General features: G+C 71.2%; 22 protein-coding genes and 1 pseudogene. 12 read left to right on the forward strand and 11 right to left on the reverse strand.

Annotated features, from left to right (window positions below; genetic code table 11):
* The first annotated feature begins 116 nt into the window (after nt 1-116).
* Both ABZ693_RS22700 and ABZ693_RS22705 read left to right on the forward strand, forming a co-directional pair.
* Nucleotides 117-1,016 (forward strand): LLM class flavin-dependent oxidoreductase, encoded by a 900-nt coding sequence (locus ABZ693_RS22700; protein WP_359880119.1) that lies wholly within the window; start codon nt 117-119, stop codon nt 1,014-1,016.
* Between the two features lie 154 nt (nt 1,017-1,170).
* Nucleotides 1,171-2,031, forward strand: a complete 861-nt coding sequence (locus ABZ693_RS22705; RefSeq protein ID WP_359880122.1) for a Cof-type HAD-IIB family hydrolase — start codon at nt 1,171-1,173, stop codon at nt 2,029-2,031.
* Nucleotides 2,032-2,105: 74 nt separating this feature from the next.
* On the opposite strand, the gene ABZ693_RS22710 is transcribed toward ABZ693_RS22705, so the two are convergent.
* The 5 genes from ABZ693_RS22710 to hisC form a co-directional block, all read right to left on the reverse strand.
* The gene (locus tag ABZ693_RS22710) at nt 2,106-3,809 is read right to left on the reverse strand and encodes a sensor histidine kinase (protein ID WP_359880124.1); all 1,704 of its coding nucleotides are present in this window, start codon (nt 3,807-3,809) and stop codon (nt 2,106-2,108) included.
* A gap of 20 nt (nt 3,810-3,829) precedes the next feature.
* Nucleotides 3,830-7,492: a thiol reductant ABC exporter subunit CydD gene (cydD, locus tag ABZ693_RS22715; RefSeq protein ID WP_359880127.1), complete on the reverse strand. Its 3,663-nt coding sequence runs from the start codon at nt 7,490-7,492 to the stop codon at nt 3,830-3,832.
* Nucleotides 7,493-7,582: 90 nt separating this feature from the next.
* Nucleotides 7,583-8,587, reverse strand: a complete 1,005-nt coding sequence (gene cydB, locus ABZ693_RS22720; RefSeq protein WP_359880129.1) for a cytochrome d ubiquinol oxidase subunit II — start codon at nt 8,585-8,587, stop codon at nt 7,583-7,585.
* Nucleotides 8,588-8,605: 18 nt separating this feature from the next.
* Nucleotides 8,606-10,108, reverse strand: coding sequence for a cytochrome ubiquinol oxidase subunit I (locus tag ABZ693_RS22725; RefSeq protein WP_359880132.1), 1,503 nt, complete (start codon nt 10,106-10,108; stop codon nt 8,606-8,608).
* A gap of 546 nt (nt 10,109-10,654) precedes the next feature.
* Nucleotides 10,655-11,761 carry a histidinol-phosphate transaminase gene (gene hisC / locus ABZ693_RS22730; RefSeq protein ID WP_359880135.1) on the reverse strand — a complete coding sequence of 369 codons (1,107 nt, stop codon included), beginning with the start codon at nt 11,759-11,761 and terminating at the stop codon, nt 10,655-10,657.
* Nucleotides 11,762-12,199: 438 nt separating this feature from the next.
* On the opposite strand from hisC, the gene ABZ693_RS22735 reads away from it, so the two are divergent.
* From ABZ693_RS22735 to ABZ693_RS22745, 3 genes are all read left to right on the forward strand, one after another.
* Nucleotides 12,200-13,306 carry a LacI family DNA-binding transcriptional regulator gene (locus ABZ693_RS22735; protein ID WP_359880138.1) on the forward strand — a complete coding sequence of 369 codons (1,107 nt, stop codon included), beginning with the start codon at nt 12,200-12,202 and terminating at the stop codon, nt 13,304-13,306.
* Nucleotides 13,307-13,693: 387 nt separating this feature from the next.
* A complete protein-coding gene (locus ABZ693_RS22740) occupies nt 13,694-15,001 on the forward strand; it encodes a metallophosphoesterase (protein ID WP_359880141.1) in 1,308 nt (435 codons plus the stop codon).
* A 162-nt stretch (nt 15,002-15,163) separates the two neighbouring features.
* Nucleotides 15,164-15,931 carry a hypothetical protein gene (locus ABZ693_RS22745; RefSeq protein WP_359880144.1) on the forward strand — a complete coding sequence of 256 codons (768 nt, stop codon included), beginning with the start codon at nt 15,164-15,166 and terminating at the stop codon, nt 15,929-15,931.
* A gap of 89 nt (nt 15,932-16,020) precedes the next feature.
* Here the strand turns inward: ABZ693_RS22745 and thiC are convergent, their stop codons facing one another.
* The gene (thiC, locus tag ABZ693_RS22750) at nt 16,021-17,814 is read right to left on the reverse strand and encodes a phosphomethylpyrimidine synthase ThiC (RefSeq protein ID WP_359880146.1); all 1,794 of its coding nucleotides are present in this window, start codon (nt 17,812-17,814) and stop codon (nt 16,021-16,023) included.
* A gap of 182 nt (nt 17,815-17,996) precedes the next feature.
* On the opposite strand from thiC, the gene ABZ693_RS22755 reads away from it, so the two are divergent.
* Nucleotides 17,997-19,358, forward strand: coding sequence for a YibE/F family protein (locus ABZ693_RS22755; protein WP_359880149.1), 1,362 nt, complete (start codon nt 17,997-17,999; stop codon nt 19,356-19,358).
* A 19-nt stretch (nt 19,359-19,377) separates the two neighbouring features.
* On the opposite strand, the gene ABZ693_RS22760 is transcribed toward ABZ693_RS22755, so the two are convergent.
* The 4 genes from ABZ693_RS22760 to ABZ693_RS22775 form a co-directional block, all read right to left on the reverse strand.
* Nucleotides 19,378-19,812, reverse strand: a complete 435-nt coding sequence (locus tag ABZ693_RS22760; RefSeq protein ID WP_359880199.1) for an SsgA family sporulation/cell division regulator — start codon at nt 19,810-19,812, stop codon at nt 19,378-19,380.
* 137 nt (nt 19,813-19,949) lie between these two features.
* Entirely contained in the window at nt 19,950-20,720 is a 771-nt protein-coding gene (locus tag ABZ693_RS22765) for an IclR family transcriptional regulator (protein WP_359880152.1), read from the reverse strand.
* A gap of 263 nt (nt 20,721-20,983) precedes the next feature.
* Nucleotides 20,984-21,202 (reverse strand): DUF5326 family protein, encoded by a 219-nt coding sequence (locus ABZ693_RS22770; RefSeq protein WP_359880155.1) that lies wholly within the window; start codon nt 21,200-21,202, stop codon nt 20,984-20,986.
* A 234-nt stretch (nt 21,203-21,436) separates the two neighbouring features.
* Nucleotides 21,437-21,754, reverse strand: a complete 318-nt coding sequence (locus ABZ693_RS22775; RefSeq protein ID WP_359880158.1) for a cupin domain-containing protein — start codon at nt 21,752-21,754, stop codon at nt 21,437-21,439.
* A gap of 51 nt (nt 21,755-21,805) precedes the next feature.
* Here ABZ693_RS22775 and ABZ693_RS22780 point away from each other — a divergent pair.
* From ABZ693_RS22780 to ABZ693_RS22790, 3 genes and pseudogenes are all read left to right on the forward strand, one after another.
* Nucleotides 21,806-22,185, forward strand: a pseudogene (locus ABZ693_RS22780) (phage holin family protein).
* 221 nt (nt 22,186-22,406) lie between these two features.
* Nucleotides 22,407-23,303, forward strand: coding sequence for a LysR family transcriptional regulator (locus tag ABZ693_RS22785; RefSeq protein WP_359880160.1), 897 nt, complete (start codon nt 22,407-22,409; stop codon nt 23,301-23,303).
* 35 nt (nt 23,304-23,338) lie between these two features.
* A complete protein-coding gene (locus ABZ693_RS22790; RefSeq protein ID WP_359880163.1) occupies nt 23,339-23,818 on the forward strand; it encodes an NUDIX domain-containing protein in 480 nt (159 codons plus the stop codon).
* 43 nt (nt 23,819-23,861) lie between these two features.
* Here ABZ693_RS22790 and ABZ693_RS22795 read toward each other — a convergent pair whose 3' ends face one another.
* The gene (locus tag ABZ693_RS22795) at nt 23,862-24,545 is read right to left on the reverse strand and encodes an HAD family hydrolase (protein ID WP_359880164.1); all 684 of its coding nucleotides are present in this window, start codon (nt 24,543-24,545) and stop codon (nt 23,862-23,864) included.
* Nucleotides 24,546-24,622: 77 nt separating this feature from the next.
* Between ABZ693_RS22795 and ABZ693_RS22800 the strand changes: the two genes are divergently transcribed.
* The 3 genes from ABZ693_RS22800 to ABZ693_RS22810 all read left to right on the forward strand — a co-directional run bounded on the left by ABZ693_RS22800 (nt 24,623) and on the right by ABZ693_RS22810 (nt 26,612).
* A complete protein-coding gene (locus ABZ693_RS22800) occupies nt 24,623-25,198 on the forward strand; it encodes a DUF2269 domain-containing protein (RefSeq protein WP_359880167.1) in 576 nt (191 codons plus the stop codon).
* Nucleotides 25,199-25,203: 5 nt separating this feature from the next.
* Entirely contained in the window at nt 25,204-26,082 is an 879-nt protein-coding gene (locus ABZ693_RS22805; protein ID WP_359880169.1) for a GNAT family N-acetyltransferase, read from the forward strand.
* Between the two features lie 77 nt (nt 26,083-26,159).
* Entirely contained in the window at nt 26,160-26,612 is a 453-nt protein-coding gene (locus ABZ693_RS22810; RefSeq protein WP_359880172.1) for a GNAT family N-acetyltransferase, read from the forward strand.
* The last annotated feature ends 77 nt before the right edge of the window (nt 26,613-26,689 follow it).

Consider the following 26,689-nt stretch of genomic DNA (forward strand, 5'->3'; position numbering starts at 1 on the left):
GGACGGAGACCGGTCAGCTCACACGCATGCCCCGTTCGGGCCACCCGCCGCGTTCCTCGCGCGGGCAGTCCGGAGTCCGAGCCTGACGCTCCCGGGTCCGTCGTAGGCTCGACACCATGACTCTGCGCCTGAGCACCGTGATCCTCCCCACCGACCGTTGGGCCGAGGGAAAGAAGAAGTGGCAGCGGGCCGAGGAACTCGGCTTCCACGCCGCGTACACCTACGACCACCTGTCCTGGCGGACCTTCCGCGACGGCCCCTGGTTCGGCGCGCTGCCCACCCTCACCGCCGCCGCGACCGCCACGGAGCGCCTGCGCCTGGGCACCCTCGTCACCTCGCCGAACTTCCGGCACCCGGTGACCCTCGCCAAGGAGCTGATGTCGCTCGACGACATCTCGGGCGGCCGGGTCACCCTCGGCATCGGCGCCGGCGGCAGCGGCTTCGACGCCACCGCGCTGGGGCAGGAGCCGTGGACGCCGAAGGAGCGGGCGGACCGGTTCGCCGAGTTCGTGCCGCTGCTCGACCGGCTGCTCACCGAGGGCACGGTCACCCAGCCCGGCACCTTCTACTCCGCCGACGAGGCCCGCAACATCCCCGGCTGCGTGCAGCGCCCCCGGCTGCCGTTCGCGGTCGCCGCGACCGGCCCGCGCGGGCTCAGGCTCGCCGCCCGGCACGGGCAGGCGTGGGTGACGACCGGCGACCCGAAGCTGTACGAGGAGGGGACCCCCGAGCAGTCGCGGGCGGCCCTGGCCGGCCAGGTCGAGCGGCTCGGCAAGGCGTGTGCCGAGACCGGCCGGGACGCCTCGGAACTGGACAGGATCCTGCTTCACGGCTTCACCCCGGACCGGAACGCGCCTCTGGAGTCCCTCGACGCCTTCGTCGACTTCGCCGGCCGGCACCAGGAGCTGGGCTTCACCGAGATCGTGATCCACTGGCCGGTCCCCGATTCCGACTTCGCCGTCGACCAGGCCGTCTTCGAGGAGATCGCCACCGAGGCCGTCGCCCAGCTCGGCTGACGGCCCCGCCCGCCCCGTGTTCTCCGGCCGGTCGGCGCCCGCGCGAAGCGCCCCGGGTGACGACCGGCCGGAAACCACCGGATAAGCACCGACTCCGGCACTCAGATGTGCGGCCTCCCGCACGCCCGTGCACTTCGTGCGGAACAATGAAGCGGTGACCTCATCTGACTCCGCGCACCCCGAAAACCGGTCCGTCCGCCTGATCGCCACCGACCTCGACGGCACCCTGCTGCGGGACGACAAGACCGTCTCGGCGCGCACCGTCGCGGCCCTCGCGGCCGCCGAGCAGGCCGGCATAGAGGTCTTCTTCGTCACCGGCCGCCCCGCCCGCTGGATGGACGTCGTCAGCGAGCACGTCCACGGTCACGGCCTCGCCATCTGCGCCAACGGCGCCGCGGTGGTCGACCTCCACGGAGGAAAAACGTTTCTGGACGTGCGCCCGCTGCTGCGGCCCACCGCCCTGGACGTCGTCAAGGCACTGCGCACCACCGTCCCCGGCACCACCTTCGCCGTCGAGATGACGTCCGGGATCCACTACGAGCCGGGTTACCCGCCGTTCTTCCTCGACCCGGGCGCCACCGTCGCCGCCGCCGAAAAGCTCCTGTTCGAGGACGTTCCCGGCACCGCCGACCCCGTGCTCAAGCTGCTCGCCCAGCACCCCGAACTCGACCCGGACGCCTTCCTCGGCACGGCCCGCGAGGCCGCCGGCGGGCTCGCCTCCTTCACCCGGTCCAGCCCCACCGCGCTCCTGGAGATCAGCGGCCTCGGCGTCTCGAAGGCCTCCACCCTGGCCCGGTGCTGCGCCGAGCGCGGCATCGCGCCCGAGGAGGTCGTGGCCTTCGGCGACATGCCCAACGACATCGAGATGCTCGGCTGGGCCGGCCGTTCCTACGCCATGGGCAACGCCCACCCCGACGCCGTCGCCGCCGCCACCGGCCGCACCGCCGGCAACAACGAGGACGGCGTGGCCCTGGTCATCGAGCGGCTGGTCGCCGAAGCCGTCCACGGCCGCTGACCGCCGTTCCCCGGGGCCGGCACCCGTCCCGGTCCGGTCCCGGGACCCGGGACCCGGGACCCGGGACCACGACGTCAGAGCGGCGCCTGCCACACCACCGTCGTACCGGCGCCGTCCTCCCCGATCCCCGGGTCGCACCAGCTCGCGCCGCCCAGGGACTCGGCGCGCCGGGCCAGGTTGCGCAGCCCGCTGCGGCGGCCGCCCGACGGGATCCCGATCCCGTCGTCCGCGACCGACAACCGGACGCCCGAGGTACCGTCCGGCAGCGTGACGGTGGCGTCCAGGACCACCTCGATCCGGCTCGCCTCCGCGTGCCGGAAGGCGTTCGACAGCGCCTCGCGCAGCGCGGCGATCAGGTTCTTGCCGGTCAGCTCGCCCACCGTCGCGTCGATCGCGCCGAGGAAGCGGTGCGCGGGCTTGAAGCCGAGCGGCACGGCCGCCATGTTGATCTCCCGCAGAACACGGGTCCGCAGCCCCGACGGCGCCTCGGCCGGGCCCTGCTGGAGCGCGAAGATGGCCGTACGGATCTCCTGGATGGTCACGTCCAGCTCGTCGACCGCCTTGCCGACGCCCTCCCGCACGGCCGGCACGATCGACTTGCGCTGGGCGCTCTCCAGCATCATCCCGGTGGCGAACAGCCGCTGGATCACCAGATCGTGCAGGTCACGGGCGATCCGGTCACGGTCCTCGTACACGGCGAGCCGTTCCCGGTCCCGCTGCGCCTCGGCCATCATCAGGGCGAGCGCCGCCTGCGAGGCGAACTGCGCGGCCAGCGTCCGCTCGGCCTCCGTGAACTGCCGCGCGCCCCGGAGCCTCGGCACCGCGAGCGCGCCGAGCACCCGGCCGCCGCTCTGCAGCGACAGCAGCATCGCCGGCCCGTACCGCACGAGCGGCGTGGTCGTCCGGGAATCGCTGGAGGCGTCGGCGAGGAACACCGCCTCGCCCTCCAGCAGGCTCTCCACCACCGGGCTCTCGGGCGGGATCACCAGGCCCAGGGCCCAGACCGGCTCGTCGGCGGAGACCGCGACGACCTCCAGACCGCCCTCCCCCGCCGGCAGCAGCACGATCCCCGCGTCGGCGTCGGCGAGCCGACGGGCCTGCTCGGCGACCACGGTGAGCGCGTCGTCGGCGTCACCGCCGGACAGCAGGGCGGTGGTGACGGCGACGGAGCCGTCGATCCAGCGCTCGCGCTGCCGCGCCGCCTCGTACAGCCGCGCGTTGCCAATGGCGATCCCGGCCTCGGTGGCGAGCACCCGGACCATGTGGACGTCGTAGTCGTTGAACTCGCCGCCGTCCTTCTTCTCGGCGAGGTAGAGGTTGCCGAAGATCTCGCCCTGCACCCGTATCGGGACGCCGAGGAAGGTCCGCATCGGCGGATGGCCCGGCGGGAACCCGGCCGAGCGCGGATCGTCCGACACGTCGGCGAGCCGGATCGTCTGCGGATCGCGGATGAGCGCGCCGAGCAGTCCGGCGTGCCCGTCGGGGCGGTGGCCGATCCGGTGGGCGGTGTCCTCGCCGACGCCGTACGTGACGAAGTCGGACAGGCCGTCGCGCTCCTGGTCGACGACGCCGATGGCCGCGTACCGGGCACCGGCCAGTTCCGCCGCCGTCTCGCAGATCCGGTCGAGGGTGGTGTGCAGTTCGGGGCCTGTGCCGACGGAGCGCATCGCCTCCAGGAGCAGGGGCACGCGCGCGGTCAGCTCGGTCGACAGCCCGTGCAGGCTGCGCGTCGCCTGGGTCGCGGCGTCGAGCGGATCCGGTGCGTCGGGCGCGGTCATGTCGATGAGCCCTCGGATTCCTATGGGGCGAGAAGAGTCGGCTGAGCGGACTGCGGCGGAACCGGGGGCGTGGGCCGGGCCGGCTCTGCCCCCGGTACGACGGTAGCGCCGTCGCCGACAGGGCCGTCGGCGGGCCCGGCCGTGAGCAGCCGGTCGCTCGCCCGTTCCTGCTCCCGCATCCGCCGCAGCGGCCCGTCGGCCGCCGTCAGCTCGGCGTACGTGCCGCGCTGCACGATCCGGCCCCGGTCGAGGACGACGACCTCGTCGACGGCGTCGAGGCCGTGCAGCCGGTGGGTGATGAGGACGGTGGTACGGCCCTCGGTGGCGCGCAGCAGGTCGTCGGTGAGCGCGTCGGCGGTGGCCAGGTCCAGGTGCTCGGCCGGCTCGTCGAGGACGAGGACGGGGAAGTCGGCGAGCAGCGCGCGGGCGAGCGCGAGGCGCTGCCGCTGGCCGCCGGAGAGCCGCGATCCGTGCTCGCCGACCAGGGTGTCGAGCCCGTCGGGCAGGGTGTCCACCCAGTCCAGGAGCCGAGCGCGGCGCAGCGCGGCGCGCAGTTCGCCGTCGCTCGCGCCGGTCCGGGCGAGCCGCAGGTTCTCGCGCAGGGTGCTGTCGAAGAGGTGGGCGTCCTGGGCGCACAGGCCGACGAAGCGGCGGACGTCGTCACTGTCGAGGTCCCGGGCGGGCACCCCGCCGAGCCGGTACGCGCCGGACTCGGTGTCCAGGAAGCGCAGCAGCACCTGGGCGAGCGTGGTCTTGCCCGAGCCGGACGCGCCGACCACGGCCACCCGGCGTCCGGCCTCCAGACGGAGCCCGAAGCCGTCGAGCGCGGGCCGGTCCTGTCCGGCGTACCGGGCCGTGAGGCCGTCCAGTTCCAGCGGGAACGGGCTCGCCGGGGGAGCGGCGGGCGTGGCCGGCTCGGGGACGGGGACGGGCGCGTCGAGCACGTCGAGGACCCGCTCGGCGCTGCGTCGCACCCGCTGGCGGAACTGCAGCGCGAGCGGCAGTCCGGTGACGGCCTCGAACGCGGCGAGCGGGGTGAGGACGACCACGGCGAGCGCGACGCCGTCGAGCCGGCCGTCGTGGACCGCCGGGATGCCGACGAGCGCGGCGCCGGTCACGGTGAGGCCGCAGACCAGGGCGGACAGACCGGCGCTCAGCGCGGTGGCGGCGGACTGCCGGGAGGCGATGGCGGTGAGGGTACGGTCGGCCGCGGCGGCCCGTTCGACGCGGCCCTTCAGGGCGCCGGCGACGGTCAGTTCGGCGCAGCCGTGCAGCAGGTCGACGACCGTGGTGGTGAGCGCGCCGCGGGCGGGGGCGAGCTGCCGTTCCGCGCGCCGGGCGAGCACGGCGCCGACCAGCGGCACGGCGACTCCGGCGAGCAGCAGACCGACGGCGAGGACCGCTCCGGCCTCGGGCAGCAGCCAGCCGGTGAACGCGACCGATCCGGCACCGACGACGAGCGCGGCACCGGCCGGGAGCAGCCAGCGCAGCCAGTAGTCCTGGAGCGCGTCGACGTCCTGGACCAGCCGGGTCAGCAGGTCACCGCGCCGGGTGCGGCGCAGCCCGGCGGGCGCGATCCGCTCCAGCCGCCGGAAGACGGCGACCCGCAGATCGGCGAGCATCCGCAGCACGGCGTCGTGCGAGACGACACGCTCGGCATAGCGGAACACGGCCCGCCCGATGCCGAAGGCGCGGGTCGCGGTCACCGCGACCATCAGATAGAGCACGGGCGGCTGTTCGGAGGCCCGGGAGATGAGCCACCCGGACACGGCCATGAGACCCACGGCCGAGCCGAGCGCCAGGCTGCCGAGCAGCAGCGCGAGGGCGACCCGTCCCTTGAGCCCGCCGGCCATCGCCCGCACCCGGCCGAACACCCGCCGCGCGGACGGCGTCGCCGGGCCCGCTTCCTCCATGGCCCCGGTCCGCCGCGTCTCCCCCGCGGGATCCGCCACGGCGTCGCTCGCGACGACCGCACCGCCGTCCTTCACCAGGGCCGCGGTTTCACGTGCGACCGGCTTCCGCACGGACGACTCGCCCGCGCTCGGCCCCTCGACACCGATCCGCACCACACGGTCCGCGACCGCGAGCAGGGCCGGCCGGTGCACGACCAGCAGCACCGTACGGCCGACCGCGAGCCGGCGGACGGCGTCGACGACCCCGGCCTCGGTCGCTCCGTCGAGCGCGGCGGTCGGCTCGTCGAGCAGCAGCAGGGGCCGGTCCGCGAGGAACGCCCGGGCCAGGGCGAGCCGCTGGCGCTGACCGGCGGACAGACCGGCGCCGTCCTCGCCGAGCGGGGTGTCGGCCCCCTCCGGCAGGTCGGCGACGAACCCGTCCGCGCCCGCGTCGCGCAGAGCCTGACAGACGGCCTCGTCCGAGGCGTCCGGCCGGGCGAGGCGCACGTTCTCCGCGATGGTCCCGGCGAAGAGATACGGTCGCTGCGGCACCCACGCGATCCGCGAGCGCCACTCCTCCAGGCCCAGCGAGGCGAGGTCGGCGCCCCCGACTCGTACGGTGCCGCCCTCCTCCGGGCGTGCGAAGCCGAGCACCACGTCGAGCAGGGTCGACTTGCCGGCGCCGCTCGGTCCCACGAGGGCCACGGTCTCCCCGGGTTCGACGGTGAGCGAGGCCGCGTCCAGCGAGGGGGTGGCGCGGCCGGGGTGCCGTACCGTCACCTGGTCCAGTTCGAGACGTACGGACGCGGGCACCGCCCCCGTACCCCCGTCCGGCACCGGCTGTTCCAAAACCTCGAAGATCTCCTCGGCGGCGGCCAGCCCCTCCGCCGCCGCGTGGAACTGCGCGCCCACCTGCCGCAGCGGCAGATACGCCTCGGGCGCCAGGATCAGGATGACGAGTCCGGTGGCGAGGTCGAGGCTGCCGTGGACCAGCCGCATGCCGATGCCGACCGCGACCAGCGCGACCGACAGCGTCGAAAGCAGTTCCAGGGCGAAGGAGGAGAGGAAGGCGATCCGCAGCGTCCGCATGGTCGCCCGCCGGTACCCGGCGGTGATCTTCCGGATGTTCTCGGCCTGCGCCTTGGCCCGGCCGAACACCTTGAGCGTCGGCAGTCCGGCCACCACGTCGAGGAAGTGTCCCGAGAGCCGGGAGAGCAGCTTCCACTGACGGTCCATCCGGGCCTGGGTGTACCAGCCGATGAGGATCATGAAGACCGGGATGAGCGGCAGCGTCACCACGATGATCGCCGCCGAGACCCAGTCCTCGGTGACGATCCGGGCGAGGACCGCCACCGGCACCACGACCGCGAGCCCCAGCTGGGGCAGATAGCGGGCGAAGTAGTCGTCGAGCGCGTCCACGCCCCGGGTCGCGAGCGCGGCCAGCGAACCGGCCTTCTGCCCGCTGAGCCATCCGGGCCCGAGGTGCGCGGCCTGCTGAAGAAGCCGGCCGCGCAGTTCGGACTTGACCGCCGCGCTGGCCCGGTGGGCGGCCAGTTCGGTGAGCCAGGAGACCAGCGCCCGCCCCACCGCCACGATGGCGAGCAGCACCAGCGGCGTGGTGAGACCGGAGACCGGCAGGCCCCTCTGGAAGGCCCCGACCACGACCTCGGCGATCAGCATCGCCTGGGCGACGATCAGCAACGCCCCGACGAGGCCGAGACCGACCACCGCGAGGAGGAAGAAGCGAGTCGCCCTGGCGTGACGGAGCAGGCGCGGATCGATCGGTTTCACGTGAAACATCCTTCCCCGGGGGTCTGTTTCACGTGAAACATCTCCCCGGAGAGGGCCGGCCCCAGCGGGGCCGGCCGGCCGGAGGGCGGATTAGTGGGCGGGTTCGGCGATGTGCTGCGTGCCGATCCGCTTGCGGAACACCCAGTAGGTCCAGCTCTGGTAGAGCAGCACCAGCGGTGTCGCGATGCCCGCGCACCACGTCATGATCTTGAGCGTGTACGGGCTGGACGACGCGTTGGTCACCGTCAGGCTCCACGCGGGGTTGAGCGTGGACGGCATGACGTTCGGGAACAGCGTCAGGAACAGCATCGCCACCGCCGCGACGATGGTGACGCCCGAGAACGCGAACGCCCATCCCTCGCGCCCGATCTGGTTCGCCCCGATCGCGGCGAGCAGGGCCACCACGGCGACCAGCATCGCGGCCAGGCTCCAGCCGTCACCGTGGTTCGTCTGGGTCCAGATGAGGAAGCCCAGCGCGGCCACGGCCGTGACGAGTCCCAGCTTGAGCGCGAGCGAGCGGGCCCGGGTGCGGATGTCCCCGACCGTCTTGAGCGCCGCGAACACCGCGCCGTGGAAGGTGAAGAGGGTGAGCGTGACCAGGCCGCCCAGGAGGGCGTACGGGTTGAGCAGGTCCCAGAAGTTGCCGACGTACTCGAAGTTCTTGTCGATCTTCACGCCGCGGACGATGTTGCCGAAGGCCACGCCCCACAGGAACGCGGGGATGAGCGAGGTCCAGAAGAGGGCGTGCTCCCAGTTGCGCTGCCAGTTCTCCTCGGGCCGCTTGGCCCGGTACTCGAAGGCGACACCACGGACGATCAGACAGAGCAGGATGATCAGCAGCGGCAGGTAGAAGCCGGAGAAGAGCGTGGCGTACCACTCGGGGAAGGCGGCGAAGGTCGCACCGCCCGCGGTGAGCAGCCACACCTCGTTGCCGTCCCAGACGGGTCCGATGGTGTTGATGAGGACGCGCTTCTCGGTCCGGTCACGGGCCAGCAGCTTGGTGAGGATGCCGACTCCGAAGTCGAATCCCTCGAGGAAGAAGTAGCCGATCCAGAGGACGGCGATGAGTACGAACCAGACGTCGTGGAGTTCCATGCCTCGATCTCCTGAGCCTCAGTACGAGAAGGCCATGGGGCGGTCGGCGTCGTCCCCGCCGATCCGGGTGGGCGGGTTGAGGTCGTCCTCGGTGAGTTCGGGCGGGCCGGCCTTGATGTACTTGACGAGCAGCTTCACCTCGATCACGGCGAGGATCGCGTACAGAGCGGTGAAGATGCTCATCGAGGTGATCACCTCACCCTGGGAGACCCCGGGGGAGACGGCGTGGCGGGTCTGCAGCACCCCGTAGACGGCCCACGGCTGACGGCCCATCTCGGTGAAGATCCAGCCCCAGGAGTTGGCGATCAGCGGGAAGGCCAGCGTCCACAGGGCCAGCAACCAGTACACGCGGGCGAGCTTGGGGTTGAGCGCCTTGTTCTTGAACAGCGCCAGATGCGGCACCTCGTCCTCGCCCGTCCTCAGCGCGGGGGCCAACCAGAACTTCTTGCGGGTCAGCCAGAGTCCGACGAGTCCGAGGAGGAAGGACGACATACCGAAGCCGATCATCCACCGGAAGCTCCAGTAGGTGGTGGGGATCATGGGCCGGTAGTCGCCGGGCCCGAACCGCGCCTGCTCCGCCTTGTTGATGTCGTTGATACCGGGAACGTGCGAGCTGAAGTCGTTGTCGGCGAGGAAGGAGAGCAGTCCGGGGATCTCGATGGCCACGGTGTTGCGGCCCTTTTCGACATCGCCGTACGCGAAGACGGAGAACGGTGCGCTGTCCTCGCCGTCCCACAGGGCCTCGGCCGCGGCCATCTTCATCGGCTGCTGCTTGAACATGACCTTGCCGAGCGTGTCACCGCTGAGCGCGGTGAGCATGCCGGCGATGACGACCGTGATCAGGCCCAGCCGGAGCGAGGTCTTCATCTCCGCGATGTGGCGCTTGCGGGCCAGGTGGTACGCGGCGATGCCGACCATGAAGGCGCCACCGGTGAGGAAGGCGGCCGAGAGGGTGTGGAAGACCTGGTTGAGGGTGGTGTTCTGGGTGAGCACCAGCCAGAAGTCGGTCAGTTCGGCGCGGCCTCGCTGGGCGTTGATCTTGTAGCCGACCGGGTGCTGCATCCAGGAGTTGGCAGCCAGGATGAAGTACGCGGAGGCGATGGTGCCGATCGACACCATCCAGATACAGGCGAGGTGGATCTTCTTCGGCAGCTTGTCCCAGCCGAAGATCCACAGACCGATGAAGGTCGACTCGAAGAAGAACGCGATCAGCGCCTCGAAGGCGAGGGGGGCGCCGAAGATGTCGCCGACGAAGCGGGAGTAGTCGGACCAGTTCATGCCGAACTGGAACTCCTGGACGATGCCCGTGACGACACCCATGGCGATGTTGATCAGGAAGAGCTTGCCCCAGAACTTGGTCGCTCTGAGGTACTTCTCCTTGTTGGTGCGCACCCAGGCCGTCTGTAGCCCTGCCGTGAGCGCGGCGAGTGAGATCGTCAGCGGGACGAAGAGAAAGTGATAGACGGTGGTGATGCCGAACTGCCAGCGCGCCAGTGTCTCGGGCGCCAAAGCGAGGTCCACGTCTTCTCCTTACATCGCCGTGGTCACATCGGCAGTCTGCCCCTTTGATCCCACACATTTCTGGAGGAACAGGGACACGCTTGTGAACGCGTTCACATTCACAAGCATTATGGCTCATATGCAATACGTACCTTTGGCCGGGGTCCCCTACCCCGAGTCACCCCTCGCCAGGGACCTCCGCCGCCTTGCCGCGCCCCTGCCGCACTCCTCTGACCAGGCGTTTTTCCATGCGGACGGCACCAGCACTCCCGTACGCCGGACCCACCCGGTGGCCCTGCGTGGGTGGGGAACCGCGTGGCGCGGGCCACACGGGCTCTTCAGCGACGATTTCCAGCCATACAGGAGAGCGGCTGTCAGGCGCTCAGCCGCATCCGGCGGCTCACGGCGACACGGACCGACCGGAGGACCGGGGCCGAACGGCGCTCCGCGGGCCCTGCCGAGAATGGCCTGAAGAGACCCCGACAAACCCCGAAAACGACGACGGCCCCGAGGGGGTCGCCATCGCGACCGGCCCCGGGGCCGTACCGAAGAAGAAGCTGTGGGAGGTTACGCGTCCCGGCGGAAGCCCTCCGCCGCCTTCAGGAACAGGTCGTTCGCCTCGTCCTCGCCGATCGTGACGCGCACGCCCTCCCCCGCGAACGGCCGTACGACCACGCCCTGTCGCTCGCATTCCGCGGCGAAGTCCATGGTCCGCTCGCCGAGCCGCAGCCAGACGAAGTTCGCGTGGGTGTCCGGCACGGTCCAGCCCTGGGCCACCAGACCCGCGTGGACCCGCTCGCGCTCGGCGACCAGCGCGCCGACCCGTCCGAACAGCTCGTCCTCCGCCTGCAGCGAGGCCACCGCCGCGTCCTGCGCCAGCTGGCTCACGCCGAACGGCACCGCCGTCTTGCGCAGCGCCGCCGCCACCGGCTCGTGCGCGACGGCGAAGCCCACCCGCAGGCCGGCCAGTCCGTACGCCTTGGAGAAGGTCCGCAGCACGGCCACGTTCGGCCGGTCGCGGTAGAGCTCGATGCCGTCCGGAATCTCGGCGTCGCGCACGAACTCCCGGTACGCCTCGTCGATCACCACGAGGATGTCGGAGGGCACCCGGTCCAGGAAGCGCTCCAGCTCCGCCCGGCGCACCGCGGTGCCCGTGGGGTTGTTGGGGTTGCAGACGAAGATCAGCCGGGTCCGGTCGGTGATCGCGTCGGCCATCGCGTCGAGGTCGTGCACCTCGCCGTCGGTGAGCGGCACCTGCACCGAAGTCGCCCCGCTGATCTGCGTGATGATCGGGTACGCCTCGAAGGACCGCCAGGCGTAGATCACTTCGTCACCCGGGCCGGAGGTGGCCTGGAGCAGGGACTGCGCCACACCGACCGAACCGGTGCCGGTGGCCACGTGGGAGACCGGCACGCCGAAGCGGTCGGCGATCTCCGCCATCAGCCCCGTACAGGCCATGTCCGGGTAGCGGTTGAAGTGCGCGGCCGCGGCGAGCGCGCTCTCCATGACGCCGGGCAGCGGCGGGTAGGGGTTCTCGTTGGAGGACAGCTTGAAGGCGACCGGACCACCGGCGGCGGCCGGCTTGCCCGGCTTGTAGGTGGGGACGCCGTCCAGCGCGGCGCGCAGCCTCGGGCCCGCCGCACTCGTCCCAGGGGTTCCGCTGGTCTCGCTCACAGTGTGTCCTCCTCCGTGCCTGTCACCAATACTGCTCACCTTATGAGGATTCGCCTCCGCTGCGAATGGCCCGCGGACAACTGACAGGGGACGGAACCGGGGACAACTCGGGTCACTCAGGGGCGAGCCGGGCTCGCCGGGGCCCGACCGGGAGGCCCGTCGGGCGCTCTCCGAGCGAGGGGGCGCGCGTTTCGGTGGCGCGCGCTGGTGGCGGGCGCCGTGGCGCGCATCCCCCATAGAGGTGAGTTGAGACCTCTTCGAGACCTCCACCCCTCGCCAGGCACACAGGCACAAGGGGCCACAGGACCCATGGCGTCTCGCACAACGCCCTTTCTTTCCAAGGGGATTGACCCTGTTCTGCCTTGCAGAAACGTGCCTGTCGATGCCCGCATATGCGCGCGGCCCGACCCACCCGCATCGCCCTACTATCGGCTCGCCATGACAGCAGCAGGGAAGCACCAGGTGAGCCGGGCACAGACCCGGGGAACCCGGCAGGGCCGGGCGGGCATCCGGGACGTGGCCGCCGCCGCCGGGGTCTCCATCACGACTGTCTCCGACGCACTCAACGGCAAGGGCCGGCTCCCGGACGCCACCCGCCGTCACGTCCGCGAGGTCGCCGACCGACTGGGCTATCGCCCCTCGGCCGCCGCCCGCACGCTCCGTACCGGCAAGTCGGGTCTCATCGGCCTGACCGTGACCACCTACGGGGATGAACCTTTCACCTTCACGGAATTCGCCTATTTCGCGGAGATGGCCAGGGCCGCCACATCGGCCGCGCTCGCCCGCGGCTACGCCCTCGTCATCCTCCCCGCCACCTCCCGACACGACGTGTGGTCGAACGTCGCCCTCGACGGCACCGTCGTCATCGACCCCTCCGACCACGACCCGGTCGTGACCGAACTCGTCCGCCAGGGCCTGCCCGTCGTCTCCGACGGACGCCCCGCCGGCACGCTGCCGGTCACCGCCTGGGTCGACAACGACCACGAGGCCGCCGTCCTCGACCTGCTCGACCACCTCGCGGCCGCCGGCGCCCGCCGGATCGGTCTGCTCACCGGAACGACGACCGACACGTACACCCGGCTCTCCACCACCGCGTACCTCCGCTGGTGCGAACGCGTGGGCCAGGACCCCGTCTACGAGGCCTATCCGGCGCACGATCCGTGCGCGGGCGCCGTCGCGGCCGACCGGCTGCTCGCCCGCCCGGACCGCCCCGACGCCGTGTACGGGCTCTTCGACCCCAACGGCACCGACCTGCTCGCGGCGGCCCGCCGCTACGGGCTGCGGGTCCCGGACGACCTGCTGCTCGTGTGCTGCAGCGAGTCCACGGTGTACGCCGCCACCGAGCCGCCGATCACGACGCTCTCGCTCAAGCCGCGCCGGATCGGCACCGCCGTCGTCCAGCTCCTCATCGACGCCATCGAGGGGATCGAGACGAACGGTCCGGTCGAGCGGGTGATACCGACGGAGCTGATCATCCGCACCTCGTCGCAGCGCAGACCGCCGCGGACGACGGTGAGCCCGCCCCGGTCTCCCTCGAAGGACTGAAAACCGCGCCGGGACCACGGGGGACCCGGCCCGAGGGGGGCAGGGGGAGAACGACACGGCCCGAGGGGGGCCGAACGGGGGGCGACGCTCCGGGCCGGAAGGCCGGGGGCGCGCCCGGGAGGAGAGTACGGGGAAGCGGGGGTTCTCCGACTCGCTCTTCGGCCCGGTTCGGGGCGCACACCGCGACGCGCCCCGGGCCGGGCCCCGAACCAGAACTTCCCAATTCGGGCGAAACGGCCGATGAACCCGGAGTGGACCCGGATTCACCACCCCTGGTGCGTCACACAGGACGACGCTCATTCCTATGATGGGCGCACGACACCGCGGACCATCACGACCTGGCCGGTCCGCGATGTGCAGGGCATCGCGACGGTGGTGGAGGGGTCGATGACACAGGGGGACGGGCAGGAACCCGTGGTGCGCACGGCGACGTTGCGTGACTTCCGTGTACCTCCGTACGCCCAGGTGCCCGTCCAGGGCCATCCCGCCGACCCGCGGAGGGCCCCCGCTCCCACGGCGCCCATGCCCGCGGACGCCACGCTCCACCTGGGCAGCCTCCCGCTCGGACACCCCCTGAACCCGCACCCGGGCCAGGAGCCCGAGCCGTACGACGTCTTCGCCGCCGGAGCCCCGACGCCGGCGGCACCGCCCGCGCCGCCCGCCCCGGCCGCGCCGCCCGCCCCGGCCGCGCCGCCCGCCCCGGCCGCGCCTCTGGCGCAGACCGAGGGGCACCCCGGCAACGCCTTCCCCGACGACGCGCTGCCCGAGGGCTACACCCCCACCGAGCGCGACCTGCCGGTCATCCAGCGCGGCGACACGGTCCGGATGCACGTCGACCCCCTGCCGCACCCCGAGGTCCCGGACTCCGACGGCCGCGGCCCGCTCTACGTCGTGGGCGACGTCCACGGCTATCTCGACGAGCTCGTGGCGGCCCTGCGGGCCCAGGGTCTCGTCGACGAGAACGGCGGCTGGGCCGCGGGCAACGCCCGGCTGTGGTTCCTCGGCGACTTCACCGACCGCGGCCCGGACGGCATCGGCGTCATCGACCTGGTGATGCGTCTGTCCGCCGAGGCGGCGGCCGCCGGCGGCTACTGCAAAGCGCTCATGGGCAACCACGAGCTGCTTCTCATCGGCGCCAAGCGCTTCGGCGACACGCCCGTCAACTCGGGTGCCGGCACCGCCACCTTCCAGGCCGCCTGGCTGCTCAACGGCGGCCAGAAGCACGACATGGACCGCCTCCAGGATGTCCATCTGCAGTGGATGTCCCGGCTCGACGCCGTCGTGGCCGAGGACGACCACTTGCTCCTGCACTCGGACACCACCGCGTATCTGGAGTACGGCGAGACCATCGAGGACGTCAACGACACCGTCCACGAGCTCATCAACCGGAACGACGCGGACGAAGTCTGGGACCTCTTCCGGAAGTTCACCAAGCGCTTCGCCTTCCGCGACGAGGAGGCCGGCCCGCACGCCGTGCGCGAGCTGCTCTCCACGTACGGCGGCCGGCGGATCGTGCACGGCCACAGCCCCATCCCGTACCTCCTCGGCCAGGTCGGCACGGAGGACGGCGAGGAGGGCGAGCGTCCGGTCGTCGACGGTCCGCACGTCTACGCGGACGGACTGGCCATCGCGATGGACGGCGGCGTGACCATGGCCGGAAAGCTGCTGGTCGTCCAACTCCCGCTGCCCGCCTGAGGCATAACCGTACGCATCCGGGGAATCCGACTCCCGAAACGCCCTGCCACCACCGCCGCGAACCCGACACCCCCGGCCCGTCCGTGGCAGGTTCTCCCTCCGTTTCCGCCCGACCCGCCGCCCCCTCCTGGCCGGTTCCGGCCTCCCACGGAGCATCGGGGGATGCACATGCACGTGGCCCCACACCTGCTGCCCGAAGACCGCCCCGCATTCGAACGGATCCTCGACGACGCGCTGCGCGCCGTGTACGGCCTCCAGGATCCCGCCGCGGCCGCAAGCGCCCGGCCGCTCACGATCGCGCAGCTGCGCACCAGGGTGCTGGACGCCCTGGACCCTCTCACCGCCACCGCCGCCGTCGAGTACGACCACTTCGTCCGCCTGCGCGAACAAGCCCGTGAGCACGCCCGCGAACAGACCCGTTCCCCCCAGGACGGCCGCGGTACGGACGAACGGCCGCTCCACGCGCGCGGGGCGGGCCTGATCGCCGTCGTCACCGTCCTCGCCCCGCTCCTCGCGGGCGCGACGGCCGTGACCCTCCTCCTGGTCGGGGCGGTCCTCCGCCTGTTCGAGCCGGTCCCCGCCTTCGCGGACACCCTGCTCACCGCGGGGCTGTTCTTCGGCGCCGCCGCCGCGGCCGGTCTGCTGTGCGGTGCCGCGGCCCTGCTGGTCACGGCCCTGCGCCACCGGGCCGCCCCGGCCGGGACCGCCGACGGGTCCGCCGACGGGTCCGCCGCCGACGACGAGACGGCCCGCGCGGAGGAGGCCTGGCACTGGGCGCTGCGGGACCGGGGAATCCTCCCCTTCCTGCACGACGCCCTCGCTCCGCCGCCGGAGGGTCCGGAGCATCCCGCCCCGGACCCCGATCGCCTCCCCCGGGTCGGCTACAGCGCCCCGGACTTCACCGGCCCCGACGTCCCCGACCTCGACTGATCGTCCGTCGTCTCCACTGCCCGGTGCGCGGCCCGGTCCGCCGGTCGGTCCGCCGGTCGGTCCGCCGGTCGGCCGTCATATGCCGACTGTCAGCTCTCCGCCATCGGCAGATAGACCCGGTTGCCCGACGCCGCGAACTCCTCGGACTTCCGCAGCATGCCCGCGGCGATCTCCTCGTCGCTCGCCGCCGGCGCGTCCCCGCCGAACTGCTCGGTGATGCTCCTGCTGATCTTCATCGAGCAGAACTTCGGCCCGCACATCGAGCAGAAGTGCGCCGTCTTCGCGGGCTCCGCCGGCAGCGTCTCGTCGTGGAACTCCCGTGCCGTGTCCGGGTCGAGGGCCAGGTTGAACTGGTCCTCCCAGCGGAACTCGAAGCGCGCGTCCGACAGCGCGTCGTCCCACTCCTGAGCGCCCGGATGCCCCTTCGCCAGGTCCGCCGCGTGCGCGGCGATCTTGTAGGTGATGACGCCGGTCTTCACGTCGTCCCGGTTCGGCAGCCCCAAGTGCTCCTTGGGAGTGACGTAGCAGAGCATCGCCGTGCCCCACCAGGCGATCATCGCCGCGCCGATGCCCGAGGTGATGTGGTCATATGCCGGAGCTACGTCGGTGGTGAGCGGGCCGAGCGTGTAGAACGGCGCCTCGTCGCAGATCTCCTGCTGGAGTTCCACGTTCTCGCGGATCTTGTGCATCGGGACGTGGCCCGGGCCCTCGATCATCGTCTGGACGTCGTGCCGCCGGGCGATCCGGTTGAGCTCGCCGAGCGTGCGCAGCTCCGCGAACTGCGCCTCGTCGTTGGCGTCGGCGATCGAGCCGGGCCGCAGGCCGTCGCCGAGCGAGTACGTGACGTCGTAGGCCGCCAGGATCTCGCAGAGCTCCTCGAAGTTCGTGTAGAGGAAGTTCTCCTGGTGGTGCGCGAGACACCAGGCGGCCATGATCGAGCCGCCGCGCGAGACGATGCCGGTCTTGCGGCGCGCGGTCAGCGGCACGTACGGCAGCAGCACACCGGCGTGCACCGTCATGTAGTCGACGCCCTGCTCGGCCTGCTCCACGACCGTGTCCTTGTAGATCTCCCAGGTCAGCTCCTCGGCGCGGCCGTCCACCTTCTCCAGCGCCTGGTAGAGCGGCACCGTGCCGATCGGCACGGGGGAGTTGCGCAGCACCCACTCACGGGTGGTGTGGATGTTGCGGCCGGTGGACAGGTCCATGACCGTGTCGGCGCCCCACCGGGTCGCCCAGGTCATCTTCTCGACCTCCTCCTCGATGGAGGAGGTGACGGCGGAGTTGCCGATGTTGGCGTTGACCTTCACCAGGAACCGCTTGCCGATGATCATCGGCTCGATCTCCGGGTGGTTGACGTTGACCGGCAGGACGGCGCGGCCGGCCGCGAGTTCCTCCCGTACGACCTCGGGGGAGACGTTCTCGCGGATCGCGACGAACTCCATCTCCGGCGTGATCTCGCCACGCCGGGCGTACGCGAGCTGGGTCACCGCCTGACCGCTCCGGCCCCGGCGCGGCAGCCGCGGCCGGCCGGGGAAGACGGCGTCGAGGTTCCTGAGTCCACCGCGCGGCGCGGTGTGCTTGATGCCGTCGTCCTCGGGGCGGAGGGGGCGGCCCGGGTACTCCTCGGTGTCGCCCCGGCCGGTGATCCAGTTCTCCCGCAGCGGCGGCAGGCCGCGGCGGACGTCGGTGTCGGAGGCGGGATCGGTGTACGGGCCGGACGTGTCGTACAGCGTGACGTCCGTGCCGTTGGTGAGGTGCACCTGGCGGACGGGCACCCGGATGTCGGGGCGGGAGCCCTCGACGTATCCCTTGTGCCAGCCCGGCGTGCGCTCCTGCGGCTCGTTCCGTTCGGAGGCAGGCGTGCGTGCATCCTGAATGGTCATCTGACCGAATCTCCCTACGCCGGCATTACCCGGTAACAGGTTCGGCGGTCGGCGCAGCGATTCGTCAGCGCCCTCTCAGCCCGGTGCTCCGAGCTCCCGCGTGTGCAAAAGGTGACACCACGCTAGCGCCACCGCTGGCGTGCTGAACAGTGGGCCCTGGGCGCTGTTGGGATGATCGGCCGGTGACTTCGACGCACCACACCCCCGATCCGCACGGTCCGTCCCAGGGGCACAGCCATCACCACGGGCCGGCCGCCCCCGTCTCCCGGCATCTGAGAAAGGTCATCGCCGCGGTCCTCGTCCCCTTCGCCGCCGCCGTGGTCGTCGGCCTGGTGATGCTGTGGCCGGGCAGCGCCCCGGCGCACCATCGCACGGGGGTCGGCTTCGACCGGCAGACCGAACAGGGCCGGGTCGCCTCGGTCGAGACCATCGACTGCGAGGACGCGGGCGTCGCCGCGATGCCGGGCGCCGGCCAGCCGGAGCCGGCGCCGCGGGCGGACACGGCGGCCAAGGCGTGCGGAAAGGCGACCGTCGAGGTCACGACGGGTCCCCACAAGGGCCGCACCTTCACCGAGATCGTCCCGCCGGACGCGCCGCGGCAGCTCCACGAGAGGCAGGGGGTGATCGTCGCGTACGCGCCGGACGCGCCGCGCGAACTCCAGTACGGGGTCACCGACGTGAACCGGAAGGTGCCGCTCGCCGTACTCGCCGGCATCTTCGCACTCGTCGTCGTGCTGGTCGGCCGGATGCGCGGCGTGACGGCCCTGATCGCACTCGCCGTGAGCTTCGCGATTCTGACCCTGTTCATTCTCCCGGCGATCATCCAGGGGTCGAATCCGCTGGTCGTCGCCGTCGTCGGATCGAGCGCGATCATGCTGATCGCGCTCTACATGTGTCACGGGCTCTCCGCGCGCACCTCGGTGGCGGTGCTCGGCACGCTCGTTTCGCTGCTGCTGATCGGCCTGCTCGGCTCGTTCTTCATCGGCTGGGCCGCGCTCAGCGGCAACACGGACGACAACACCGGCCTCATCCACGGCCTCTACCCGGACATCGACATGTCGGGTCTGCTGCTCGCCGGCATCATCATCGGCTCGCTCGGCGTGCTCGACGATGTGACGGTCACCCAGACCTCGGCGGTCTGGGAACTGCATCAGGCGGACCCGGACATGGGGCCGCGGGCGCTCTACCGGGCGGGCATCCGGATCGGCCGGGACCACATCGCCTCGGTGGTGAACACCCTGGTGCTCGCCTACGCGGGTGCGGCGCTGCCGCTGCTGCTGCTCTTCTCCATCGCGCAGAGCAGCGTGGGCACCGTGGCCAACAGCGAACTGGTCGCGGAGGAGATCGTCCGGACCCTGGTCGGGTCGATCGGTCTGGTCGCGGCGGTACCGGTCACCACCGCGCTCGCGGCGCTCGTGGTGTCGGCGGACCGGCCGGGCGCAGGGGACGCGCCGGTGGGCCGGGAGGGGGGACAGCCGGCGGGACGGCCGGCGGGGCGGAGCGGTCGGACAGGCCGCGGCGGTCGGCGGCGCCGGGCCAGGTGACGCTGCTCCGAGCGCGGGCTCAGCCCGCGTTCTCCTCGGCCAGAATCCGCCCGAGTGCCGCCTCCAAGTGGTCCTCGAAGTCACCCAGTGTCCGTTCCTGACCGAGCGGGACGAGCTTGTCCGTCCGGTCGAGGAAGGCGACCAACGGCGGCGCACTCGCCCGGAACAGGGCGCGGTCGCCACCGACCTGGAGTCGGATCATGACATCGGAAAGACCGTCGGGATCGGTCGGCGCGATGTGCACATCACCGTCCCCGCTCGGTCCGTTGATCCCGTCGAGCAGGAGTTCTCGACCGAATGCCCAGGTCACGGGCGCGTCCCCAGGGAGATGGAATGTCATCCGCACCGCGTAGGGGTCACCGGTCTCGTATCGCAGTTCCACCGGGATCCTGAAGGAGAGCTCCTCGGAGACGAGGAAGCTCATCAGGACCTCGGCCTGAACCGTCTCTCGCATCATGTACCCCGCATCGGATGGGCAGTTGTGTACGCAGGCTTGGTGAAAGCTGTGGTCGAAACGGCCAGGAATGATCCACCATGGCCCTCTTGACGCAATCGTGCTGTAAGCGCTAGCAGATCACAAGGAGTGATTTTTCAGATACTGATAGAGAGGGCGAGGGAGGAGAAGAGCATTCCGGCCTCATTGCGTAGCCACTCGACTGCGGGTAGCAACCGCTCTTCCTGGTGCAGAGGCAAGGAAACGGCCAACGCGGCGGCCGTGGAGCCCACGGTGATCGGGATGGCGCCGCAGACTGTGCCGAGCGCATATTCCTGACGCTCCACCAAGGGCTCCATTCGCCCTATTCCACCCAAACGGTCCAGAAGGGCTTTTTGATTACGCACCGTATACGGCGTGAGCGCCTGGACCGGGTGACGATCGAGATGCTCTTGACGACTCTTCGGATCGAGTTGACTGAGCAGGCACTGTCCGACCGCGTGCGCGTGGCCGGTCTCCCGGAAGTCGGCCCACTCCTCGACGGCCGGGGCGGCCGGAGCGTCGGCGACGGAGACCAGCTCGATCTCGCCCTCGCGATAGAGGGCGAAGTAAATGGGCAGGCCTATGGCGTCGCGCCAGTGGGCGAGCGAGTCCTCGATCTTGGTGCGACGATTCTGCACAGCGCCGCCGCCGACCAGCCGGGCGGCGGCGTCACCGAGGATGAACACACCCTTCTCGCGGCGCAGATAGCCCTCATACGCCAGGGTGCGGAGCAGGTGGTACGCGGTGGACAGCGGCAGTCCCGCCTCGCGCGCCAGCTGTTTGGCAGGGGCTCCGTCGCCATGCGAGCCCACCGCCTCCAGCAGTCTCAACGCCCGCTGCACGGAGCCGATCAGGGTAGGAGCAGCGGGCTGCGAAGCAGTGGCCAAAGGTCACCCCCAGGCGTGTCGACGGGTGCGTCACACCCGCCCGCGGGGGCCTCCCCCGCGCGCCCGCCGCGGCCTGGAACCGTAAAGGTCTAGACCTGAACTTCCCGGAGCGGCAGAGGAATTCCACTCTAATGGCAGGTCACACGGGCACCCCCGTTTCAACCTGTGCGTTCCCTCGGCCGGGCTAAAAGCCGGCGGAGACCCCGGACCGACGGGTCACCCGTGCTACAGATGTCCGGCGGATCGGGCCGGGTCCGCCTCCGTCACCAGTCGCCGCGCGAGCCGCCCTTGGACGTGACCTTGCGGACGACGAAGATCAGACCGCCGACGAGGGCCACGAAGAGCAGCACCTTGAACACCAGCCCGACCACGAAGCTCAGGACGGAAGTGATCAGGCCGCCGAACACGGCCAGGGCGATGACGGGTATGGCGACCCACTTCACCCACCACGGCATCCCCGCGAGAATCTCCTTCACCGCCATAGCGCTTACCTCATCTCGGAAGAGTCCTGAAGGTCCGGAGCCGAGGCCTTCACCTCGGTCCGCCGGCCCGCCGGCACCCACCGCGCCGGACACCTTCGATGCTAGGGCCGCCCACCGCCCGAGCGGAGGCCGTCCGGCCCCCGCTCTTCCCTGATCCGCCCCCTAGGGGGTGTCCCGCCGAAGCGGCCGCCGCATCGGGGTGCGATCCCTGAGAACACCCGCTGACCAGGCCGGTCACGCCTCCGGCGGGGAGAACACCACCAGGACCCGCAGATCCTCGGTGATGTGGTGGAAGCGGTGCGGCACCCCGGCCGGCACGTACACCACACTGCCCCGCGCGACCTGCGTCGTCTCGTCCCCGACCGTGATCGAGGCCCGGCCGCTCGCCACGAAGTACACCTCGTCCTGCCCGTGCGGCTGCTGCGGGTCCGGACTGCCCGCGTCGAGCGCGTACAGACCGAGGGACATGTTCCGCTCCCGCAGGAACTGGAGATAGGCACCTTCGTTGGCCGCCCGCTCCGCCTCCAGCTCGTCCAGCCGGAATACCTTCATTGCTCGTCCGCCCCTGTTTTTGACCAGATCCTGTCTGTCACGATCTGACACATGAAGAATTTCGTCGTCAAGACGCTCGCCAACGCGGGTGCTCTGGGAGTCGCCATCTGGCTGCTCCAGGACATCACACTGACCGGCGACAGCACCGGCAAGAAGGCGTGGATACCCTGATCCTGGTCGCCCTTGTCTTCGGGCTGGTGAACTTCCTGGTGAAGCCGGTCGTCCAGCTCCTCACCATTCCGCTCTTCATTCTCACCCTCGGCCTGATCACCCTGATCGTCAACGCGCTCATGCTGCTGCTGACGTCCTGGCTGGCCGGGGTGCTCGACCTCAGCTTCCACGTCGAGGGCTTCTGGACCGCGGTGCTCGGCGGCCTGATCATCTCCGTCGTCTCCTGGGCGCTGAACGTCGTCCTGCCCGACGGCGACTGAAGGCGCCAGAACAACCCGGAAGGGGCGTTCCGAGCCTCCCCCCTCGTGGCTCGGAACGCCCCTGTTCCCCCTGCGGGTCCCTTGGGGACAACCGCTCGAACAAGGCTAGTTGACTGAGTGTCAGTGTCCAATCACGGTAGCGACAGCGGCCTATCGACTTATTTATAGTTGGACAGTTCCGGGGACGAGTCGATCGGCCGCGAGGCCGGAAGGGGACCGGCATGGATCTGACCCTGCTGCGCACCTTCGTCATGGTGCACCGGGCCGGATCCTTCACCCGCGCCGCCGCCCTGCTCGGCCTCTCCCAGCCGGCCGTCACCAGCCAGATCCGCACCCTGGAGCGCCAGCTGGGGCGTCCGCTCTTCCTCCGGCAGGCCCGCGGAGTCACCCCGACCACCATCGGCGACGAACTCGCGCACCGCGCCGCACCGCATCTGGACGCGCTCGTCGAGATCGCCGAGACCGGCCTGGACGAGCAGAACGGCGTCCGTACGCTGCATGCCGCCGGACCGCCCGAGTTCACCTCGGCCCGGGTGCTGCCCGCGCTCACCCCGCTGGTCACCCAGGGGCTCGCCGTCCGCTTCACGCTGCTCGGCAACGCGGAGGAGATCCTCGACGGGCTCGCCGCGGGCCACCACGACCTGGCCGTGGCCACCGCCCTGCCCCGCGGCGCGCTGTTCACCGCCACCCCGCTCTGCGACGAGGAGCACGTCCTGGTCGCCGCCCCGCGCTGGGCCGGACTGCTCGCCCCCGAGAAGCCGTTACGCGAGCGGGCCACCGCGCTGGAGCGGTTACCCGTGGTCGAGGTGCACGAGTCGCTGCCGTTCGTCAGCCGCTACTGGGCGGCCGTCTTCGAGACCAAGCCGGCCGGCACCGCCACCGTGATCGCCCCGGACCTGCGCGCGGTCCTGGAGTCCGCGGCCGCCGGGGCCGGAATCGCCGTCCTGCCGCGCTATCTGTGCGAGCCCGACCTGGCACGAGGACGGCTGGTGGCCCTGCTCGACCCTCCCGTACCCCCGCTGCGTACCTACTTCCTCGTCGTCCGCACCGGCACCCTCGCCCTGCCGCATCTCGCCCGCGCCCACGCGCGGCTGCTGCGAGCCGCAGAGGCCTGGTGAGTTTCAGGACACCGGGGACGGGCCATTTTCTTCCCATGACCGAACGACCAGTGGTCAAGCGCACCGCACGCGCCATCCTGCTCGACGGGGACGACCTGATCCTCATCAAGCGCACCAAGCCGGGCGTCGATCCCTACTGGGTGACACCAGGAGGCGGGGTCGAACCGTCCGACCCGACGGTCGTCGAAGCCCTGCACCGCGAAGTACACGAGGAACTCGGCGCCAAGATCACCGATGTGGTGCCCTGTTTCGTCGACACCGTCGAGCACATCGTCGACGGCGGCGTCTCCGGGGTGAAGGTGCAGCACTTCTTCGTCTGCCGTCTCGAATCCATGGACCCCGGGCAACGGCACGGACCCGAGATCGACGAGCCGCTGGGCGAGTACGAGATCGTCCGGGTCCCGTTCAGCCGGGTCGGGATCGCCGCCGTCCATCTCGTCCCGCTCTCGCTGCGCCACTACCTCGACGGCAACATCGAGGGCGTCCGCGCGATGCACGCCCCCGACCTGGGCTGACTCCGCCCGCCCGGCAGCGCGCCCTCGAACGCCCGGCACCCGGTCAGCCCCGGGTGCCGGGCGTCCCCGCCGCGCCCCGCTGGACCAGCGCGTACGCCTCGCGCAGATCCGCTCCGGCGTAGTGGTGGGTCGCCAGGTCCACGAGGTGGTGGTCGGCGTTCACGGCCACGGTCTCCGGGACCGTGGCGAAGAGCGCCGCGTCCGACATCGAGTCCCCGTACGCCACGCAGTCGGCCGGCCGGACCCCGAACCGCCCGCAGAGCTCGCCGGCGATCCGCACCTTCGAGGAGGCGTCGAGGACACCGGGCCGGTGGATCGGCCGGGTGAACGGGACGCTGGGCCAGCGCGAGCCCTCGGCCGCCTCCACGCCCCACTCCAGCAGCCGCTGGACGAAGAAGTCGGGCGAGAGCGAGATGACCGCGCAATGGTCGCCCCTGGCACGGATGTCCGCCCACACCTCCCGGATACCGGACAGCCACGGAGCCCCGTCGAAGGCGGCCGCCACCTGTTCCGGGGTGAGTTCGGCCCACAGCTCCCGGGCTTGTACGGCGAACTCGTCGGAGGCGAGCCCGCGGGCCAGGAAGTCCTGCTCGAGCCGTTCGATCTCCGCGCTCAGTCCGAGCTGTCGGGAGATCTCGACCGCGGCCGCCGAGCCACGGATCAACGTGCCGTCGAGGTCGAAGAGGTGCAGCCTGCGCCCGCCACGAGGAGCTGTCGTATCCGCCATGTACGCCGAGGCTAGTACGGCCGCTTACTCCCTGGAACAGACGCGGAGAAGGTGGCTCGTTCGCCACCGTGTTTCACGTGAAACATCTCCGCCGGCCCGCACGACGGGCCCTCCTCGTCGTCCATGTGGCCGTCTCCGTGTCCTGGCTCGGTCTCAGCCTGGGCCTGCTGACCCTCGGCATCACCGCGTACACGACCCAGGACCTCTCCCTGACGCGGGCCGCGTACCGGGCGATGCGCGTGTTCTCGGACTGGCTGCTGCCCCCGGTCGCCCTGATGACCCTGGGCAGCGGCCTGATGCTCTCCCTGGGCACCCCCTGGGGACTGGCCCGGCACCGCTGGGTCTGGACCAAGTTCTGGCTCACCACGGCCACCGCCATGGCCACGATCTTCGCCCTCCGTCCGGAGATCGCCCAGGTGGCGGAGGCCGGAGTGCCGGACGCCGCGCTGATCGCGGCACCGGTCATCTCGACGATCGCCTACCTCTTCATGACCGCGCTCTCGGTGCTCAAGCCCTGGGGGCCGACCCGGCGCGGCCGACGGCTCCGCGCGGCGGCCCTGGCACGCTCCGCCCCGGCCTCGACACGGCCCACCCCGATCCTGACGGGCTCCCGCAAACCGGTGGACACGCCGTCGCCACGTCACCCAGCATGATCGTCATGCCGCTCTCAGAAAACTCGCTCGCCCAGCTTCCGATCCGGCACCTGACCTCGAACGACCTTCTCGCGTGCGCCGATCTCTCCGAGGACCGGGGCTGGCACCGGGAGGAGTACAAGTGGGGCCTGCTGCTCGCCGCGGGCACGGGATACGGCATCGACGCCCCCGACGGCCAGGGGCTGGCCACCGCCTGCGTGGTCACCTCGTACGGACCCGGGCTCGCCGCGATCGGCATGGTCCTCGTCGCCGAACGCTACGCCCGCCGGGGCATCGGACGCCGACTGATGGGGCACGTCCTGACCGAGGCCGGCGATACCCCGCTGACGCTGTACGCCACCTCCAACGGCCGCCCGCTCTACGAGGAACTCGGGTTCACCGAGATCGCGGAAGCGGAGATGCTCCGGGGCACCTTCACCTTCGCGGAGCCGGCGGCCGAGCCGCGGCCCGGGACGTCGGTCCGGCCCGCCACCGCGGAGGACCTGCCGGCCATTCTCCGCCTCGACGACGAGATCTTCGGCGCCGACCGCACACATGTCCTCACCCGGCTGCCCGCCTTCGCCGACCATCTGCGGGTCGCCGAGCGCGAAGGCCGGCTCACCGGCTTCGGCGCTCTCTGGCCCAACATGGACACCCATGTCCTCGGCCCCCTGATCGCCCACGACCCGGAGACGGCCCAGGCCCTGGTGGCCTCGCTGGCCGCCGCCACCGACCGGCCGCTGCGTACGGACATCGACTCCGGACGGCACAGTGCCTTGATCACCTGGCTGAAGGCGAACGGAGTGGACCGGATCGCCCGCACCTCCCTCATGGTCCGCTCACTGCCCGGTCTGCCGGGCGACGACCGCCGTCGCTTCGCGCCGCTGACCGTCGCGGCGGGATAGCCGCCGCCGATGAACAGGCTCCACGAAGAGGCCGGGACCGCTCCGGCCGCTGTCCCGTACCGGAAGGACATCCCCGCATGAGCGATCTCGCGATCCGGCCCGCCGTCCACGCCGACCTCCCCGCCATCGTGGCCATGCTCGCCGACGATCCGCTGGGCGCGCTGCGCGAGTCTCCGGACGACCTCACCCCGTACACGGACGCCTTCGACCGGCTCGACGGCGATCCGCACCAGCATGTGGTCGTGGCCGTGCGCGCGGACCGGATCGTCGGCACCCTTCAGCTCACGATCATCCCCGGACTGTCCCGCCGGGGCATGACCCGCTCGGTCATCGAGGGCGTCCGCGTCCACGCCGACGAACGCGGCAGCGGTCTCGGCACGCAGCTCATCGAGTGGGCCGTGGAGACCTCCCGCGCGCAGGGCTGCGGACTGGTGCAGCTGACCTCCGATGTCACCCGCACCGACGCCCACCGGTTCTACGAGCGGCTCGGCTTCGAGCCCTCGCACCTCGGGTTCAAGCTGAACCTGTGAGCGGTGGGGTGCGGTGTTTCACCCCCGCTTCCCGTGCCCCGAGCCCGACCCGGAGGCGCTGGCGGCGGCCGACCTGG

The sequence above is a fragment of the Streptomyces laurentii genome, assembly GCF_040635425.1.
In the GTDB taxonomy this organism is placed as follows: Bacteria; Actinomycetota; Actinomycetes; order Streptomycetales; family Streptomycetaceae; genus Streptomyces; species Streptomyces laurentii.

Excerpts from the sequence above, each read along its gene's own strand:
- ABZ693_RS22785 (WP_359880160.1), top strand. The coding sequence starts at position 22,407 with ATGGATCTGACCCTGCTGCGCACCTTCGTCATGGTGCACCGGGCCGGA.
- ABZ693_RS22770 (WP_359880155.1), bottom strand. The coding sequence starts at position 21,202 with ATGGCGGTGAAGGAGATTCTCGCGGGGATGCCGTGGTGGGTGAAGTGG.
- thiC (WP_359880146.1), bottom strand. The coding sequence starts at position 17,814 with ATGACCATTCAGGATGCACGCACGCCTGCCTCCGAACGGAACGAGCCG.
- ABZ693_RS22810 (WP_359880172.1), top strand. The coding sequence starts at position 26,160 with ATGAGCGATCTCGCGATCCGGCCCGCCGTCCACGCCGACCTCCCCGCC.
- ABZ693_RS22805 (WP_359880169.1), top strand. The coding sequence starts at position 25,204 with ATGCCGCTCTCAGAAAACTCGCTCGCCCAGCTTCCGATCCGGCACCTG.
- ABZ693_RS22740 (WP_359880141.1), top strand. The coding sequence starts at position 13,694 with ATGACACAGGGGGACGGGCAGGAACCCGTGGTGCGCACGGCGACGTTG.
- ABZ693_RS22775 (WP_359880158.1), bottom strand. The coding sequence starts at position 21,754 with ATGAAGGTATTCCGGCTGGACGAGCTGGAGGCGGAGCGGGCGGCCAAC.
- ABZ693_RS22760 (WP_359880199.1), bottom strand. The coding sequence starts at position 19,812 with ATGCGAGAGACGGTTCAGGCCGAGGTCCTGATGAGCTTCCTCGTCTCC.
- ABZ693_RS22700 (WP_359880119.1), top strand. The coding sequence starts at position 117 with ATGACTCTGCGCCTGAGCACCGTGATCCTCCCCACCGACCGTTGGGCC.
- ABZ693_RS22745 (WP_359880144.1), top strand. The coding sequence starts at position 15,164 with ATGCACATGCACGTGGCCCCACACCTGCTGCCCGAAGACCGCCCCGCA.
- cydB (WP_359880129.1), bottom strand. The coding sequence starts at position 8,587 with ATGGAACTCCACGACGTCTGGTTCGTACTCATCGCCGTCCTCTGGATC.
- ABZ693_RS22735 (WP_359880138.1), top strand. The coding sequence starts at position 12,200 with ATGACAGCAGCAGGGAAGCACCAGGTGAGCCGGGCACAGACCCGGGGA.
- ABZ693_RS22710 (WP_359880124.1), bottom strand. The coding sequence starts at position 3,809 with ATGACCGCGCCCGACGCACCGGATCCGCTCGACGCCGCGACCCAGGCG.
- ABZ693_RS22790 (WP_359880163.1), top strand. The coding sequence starts at position 23,339 with ATGACCGAACGACCAGTGGTCAAGCGCACCGCACGCGCCATCCTGCTC.
- ABZ693_RS22795 (WP_359880164.1), bottom strand. The coding sequence starts at position 24,545 with ATGGCGGATACGACAGCTCCTCGTGGCGGGCGCAGGCTGCACCTCTTC.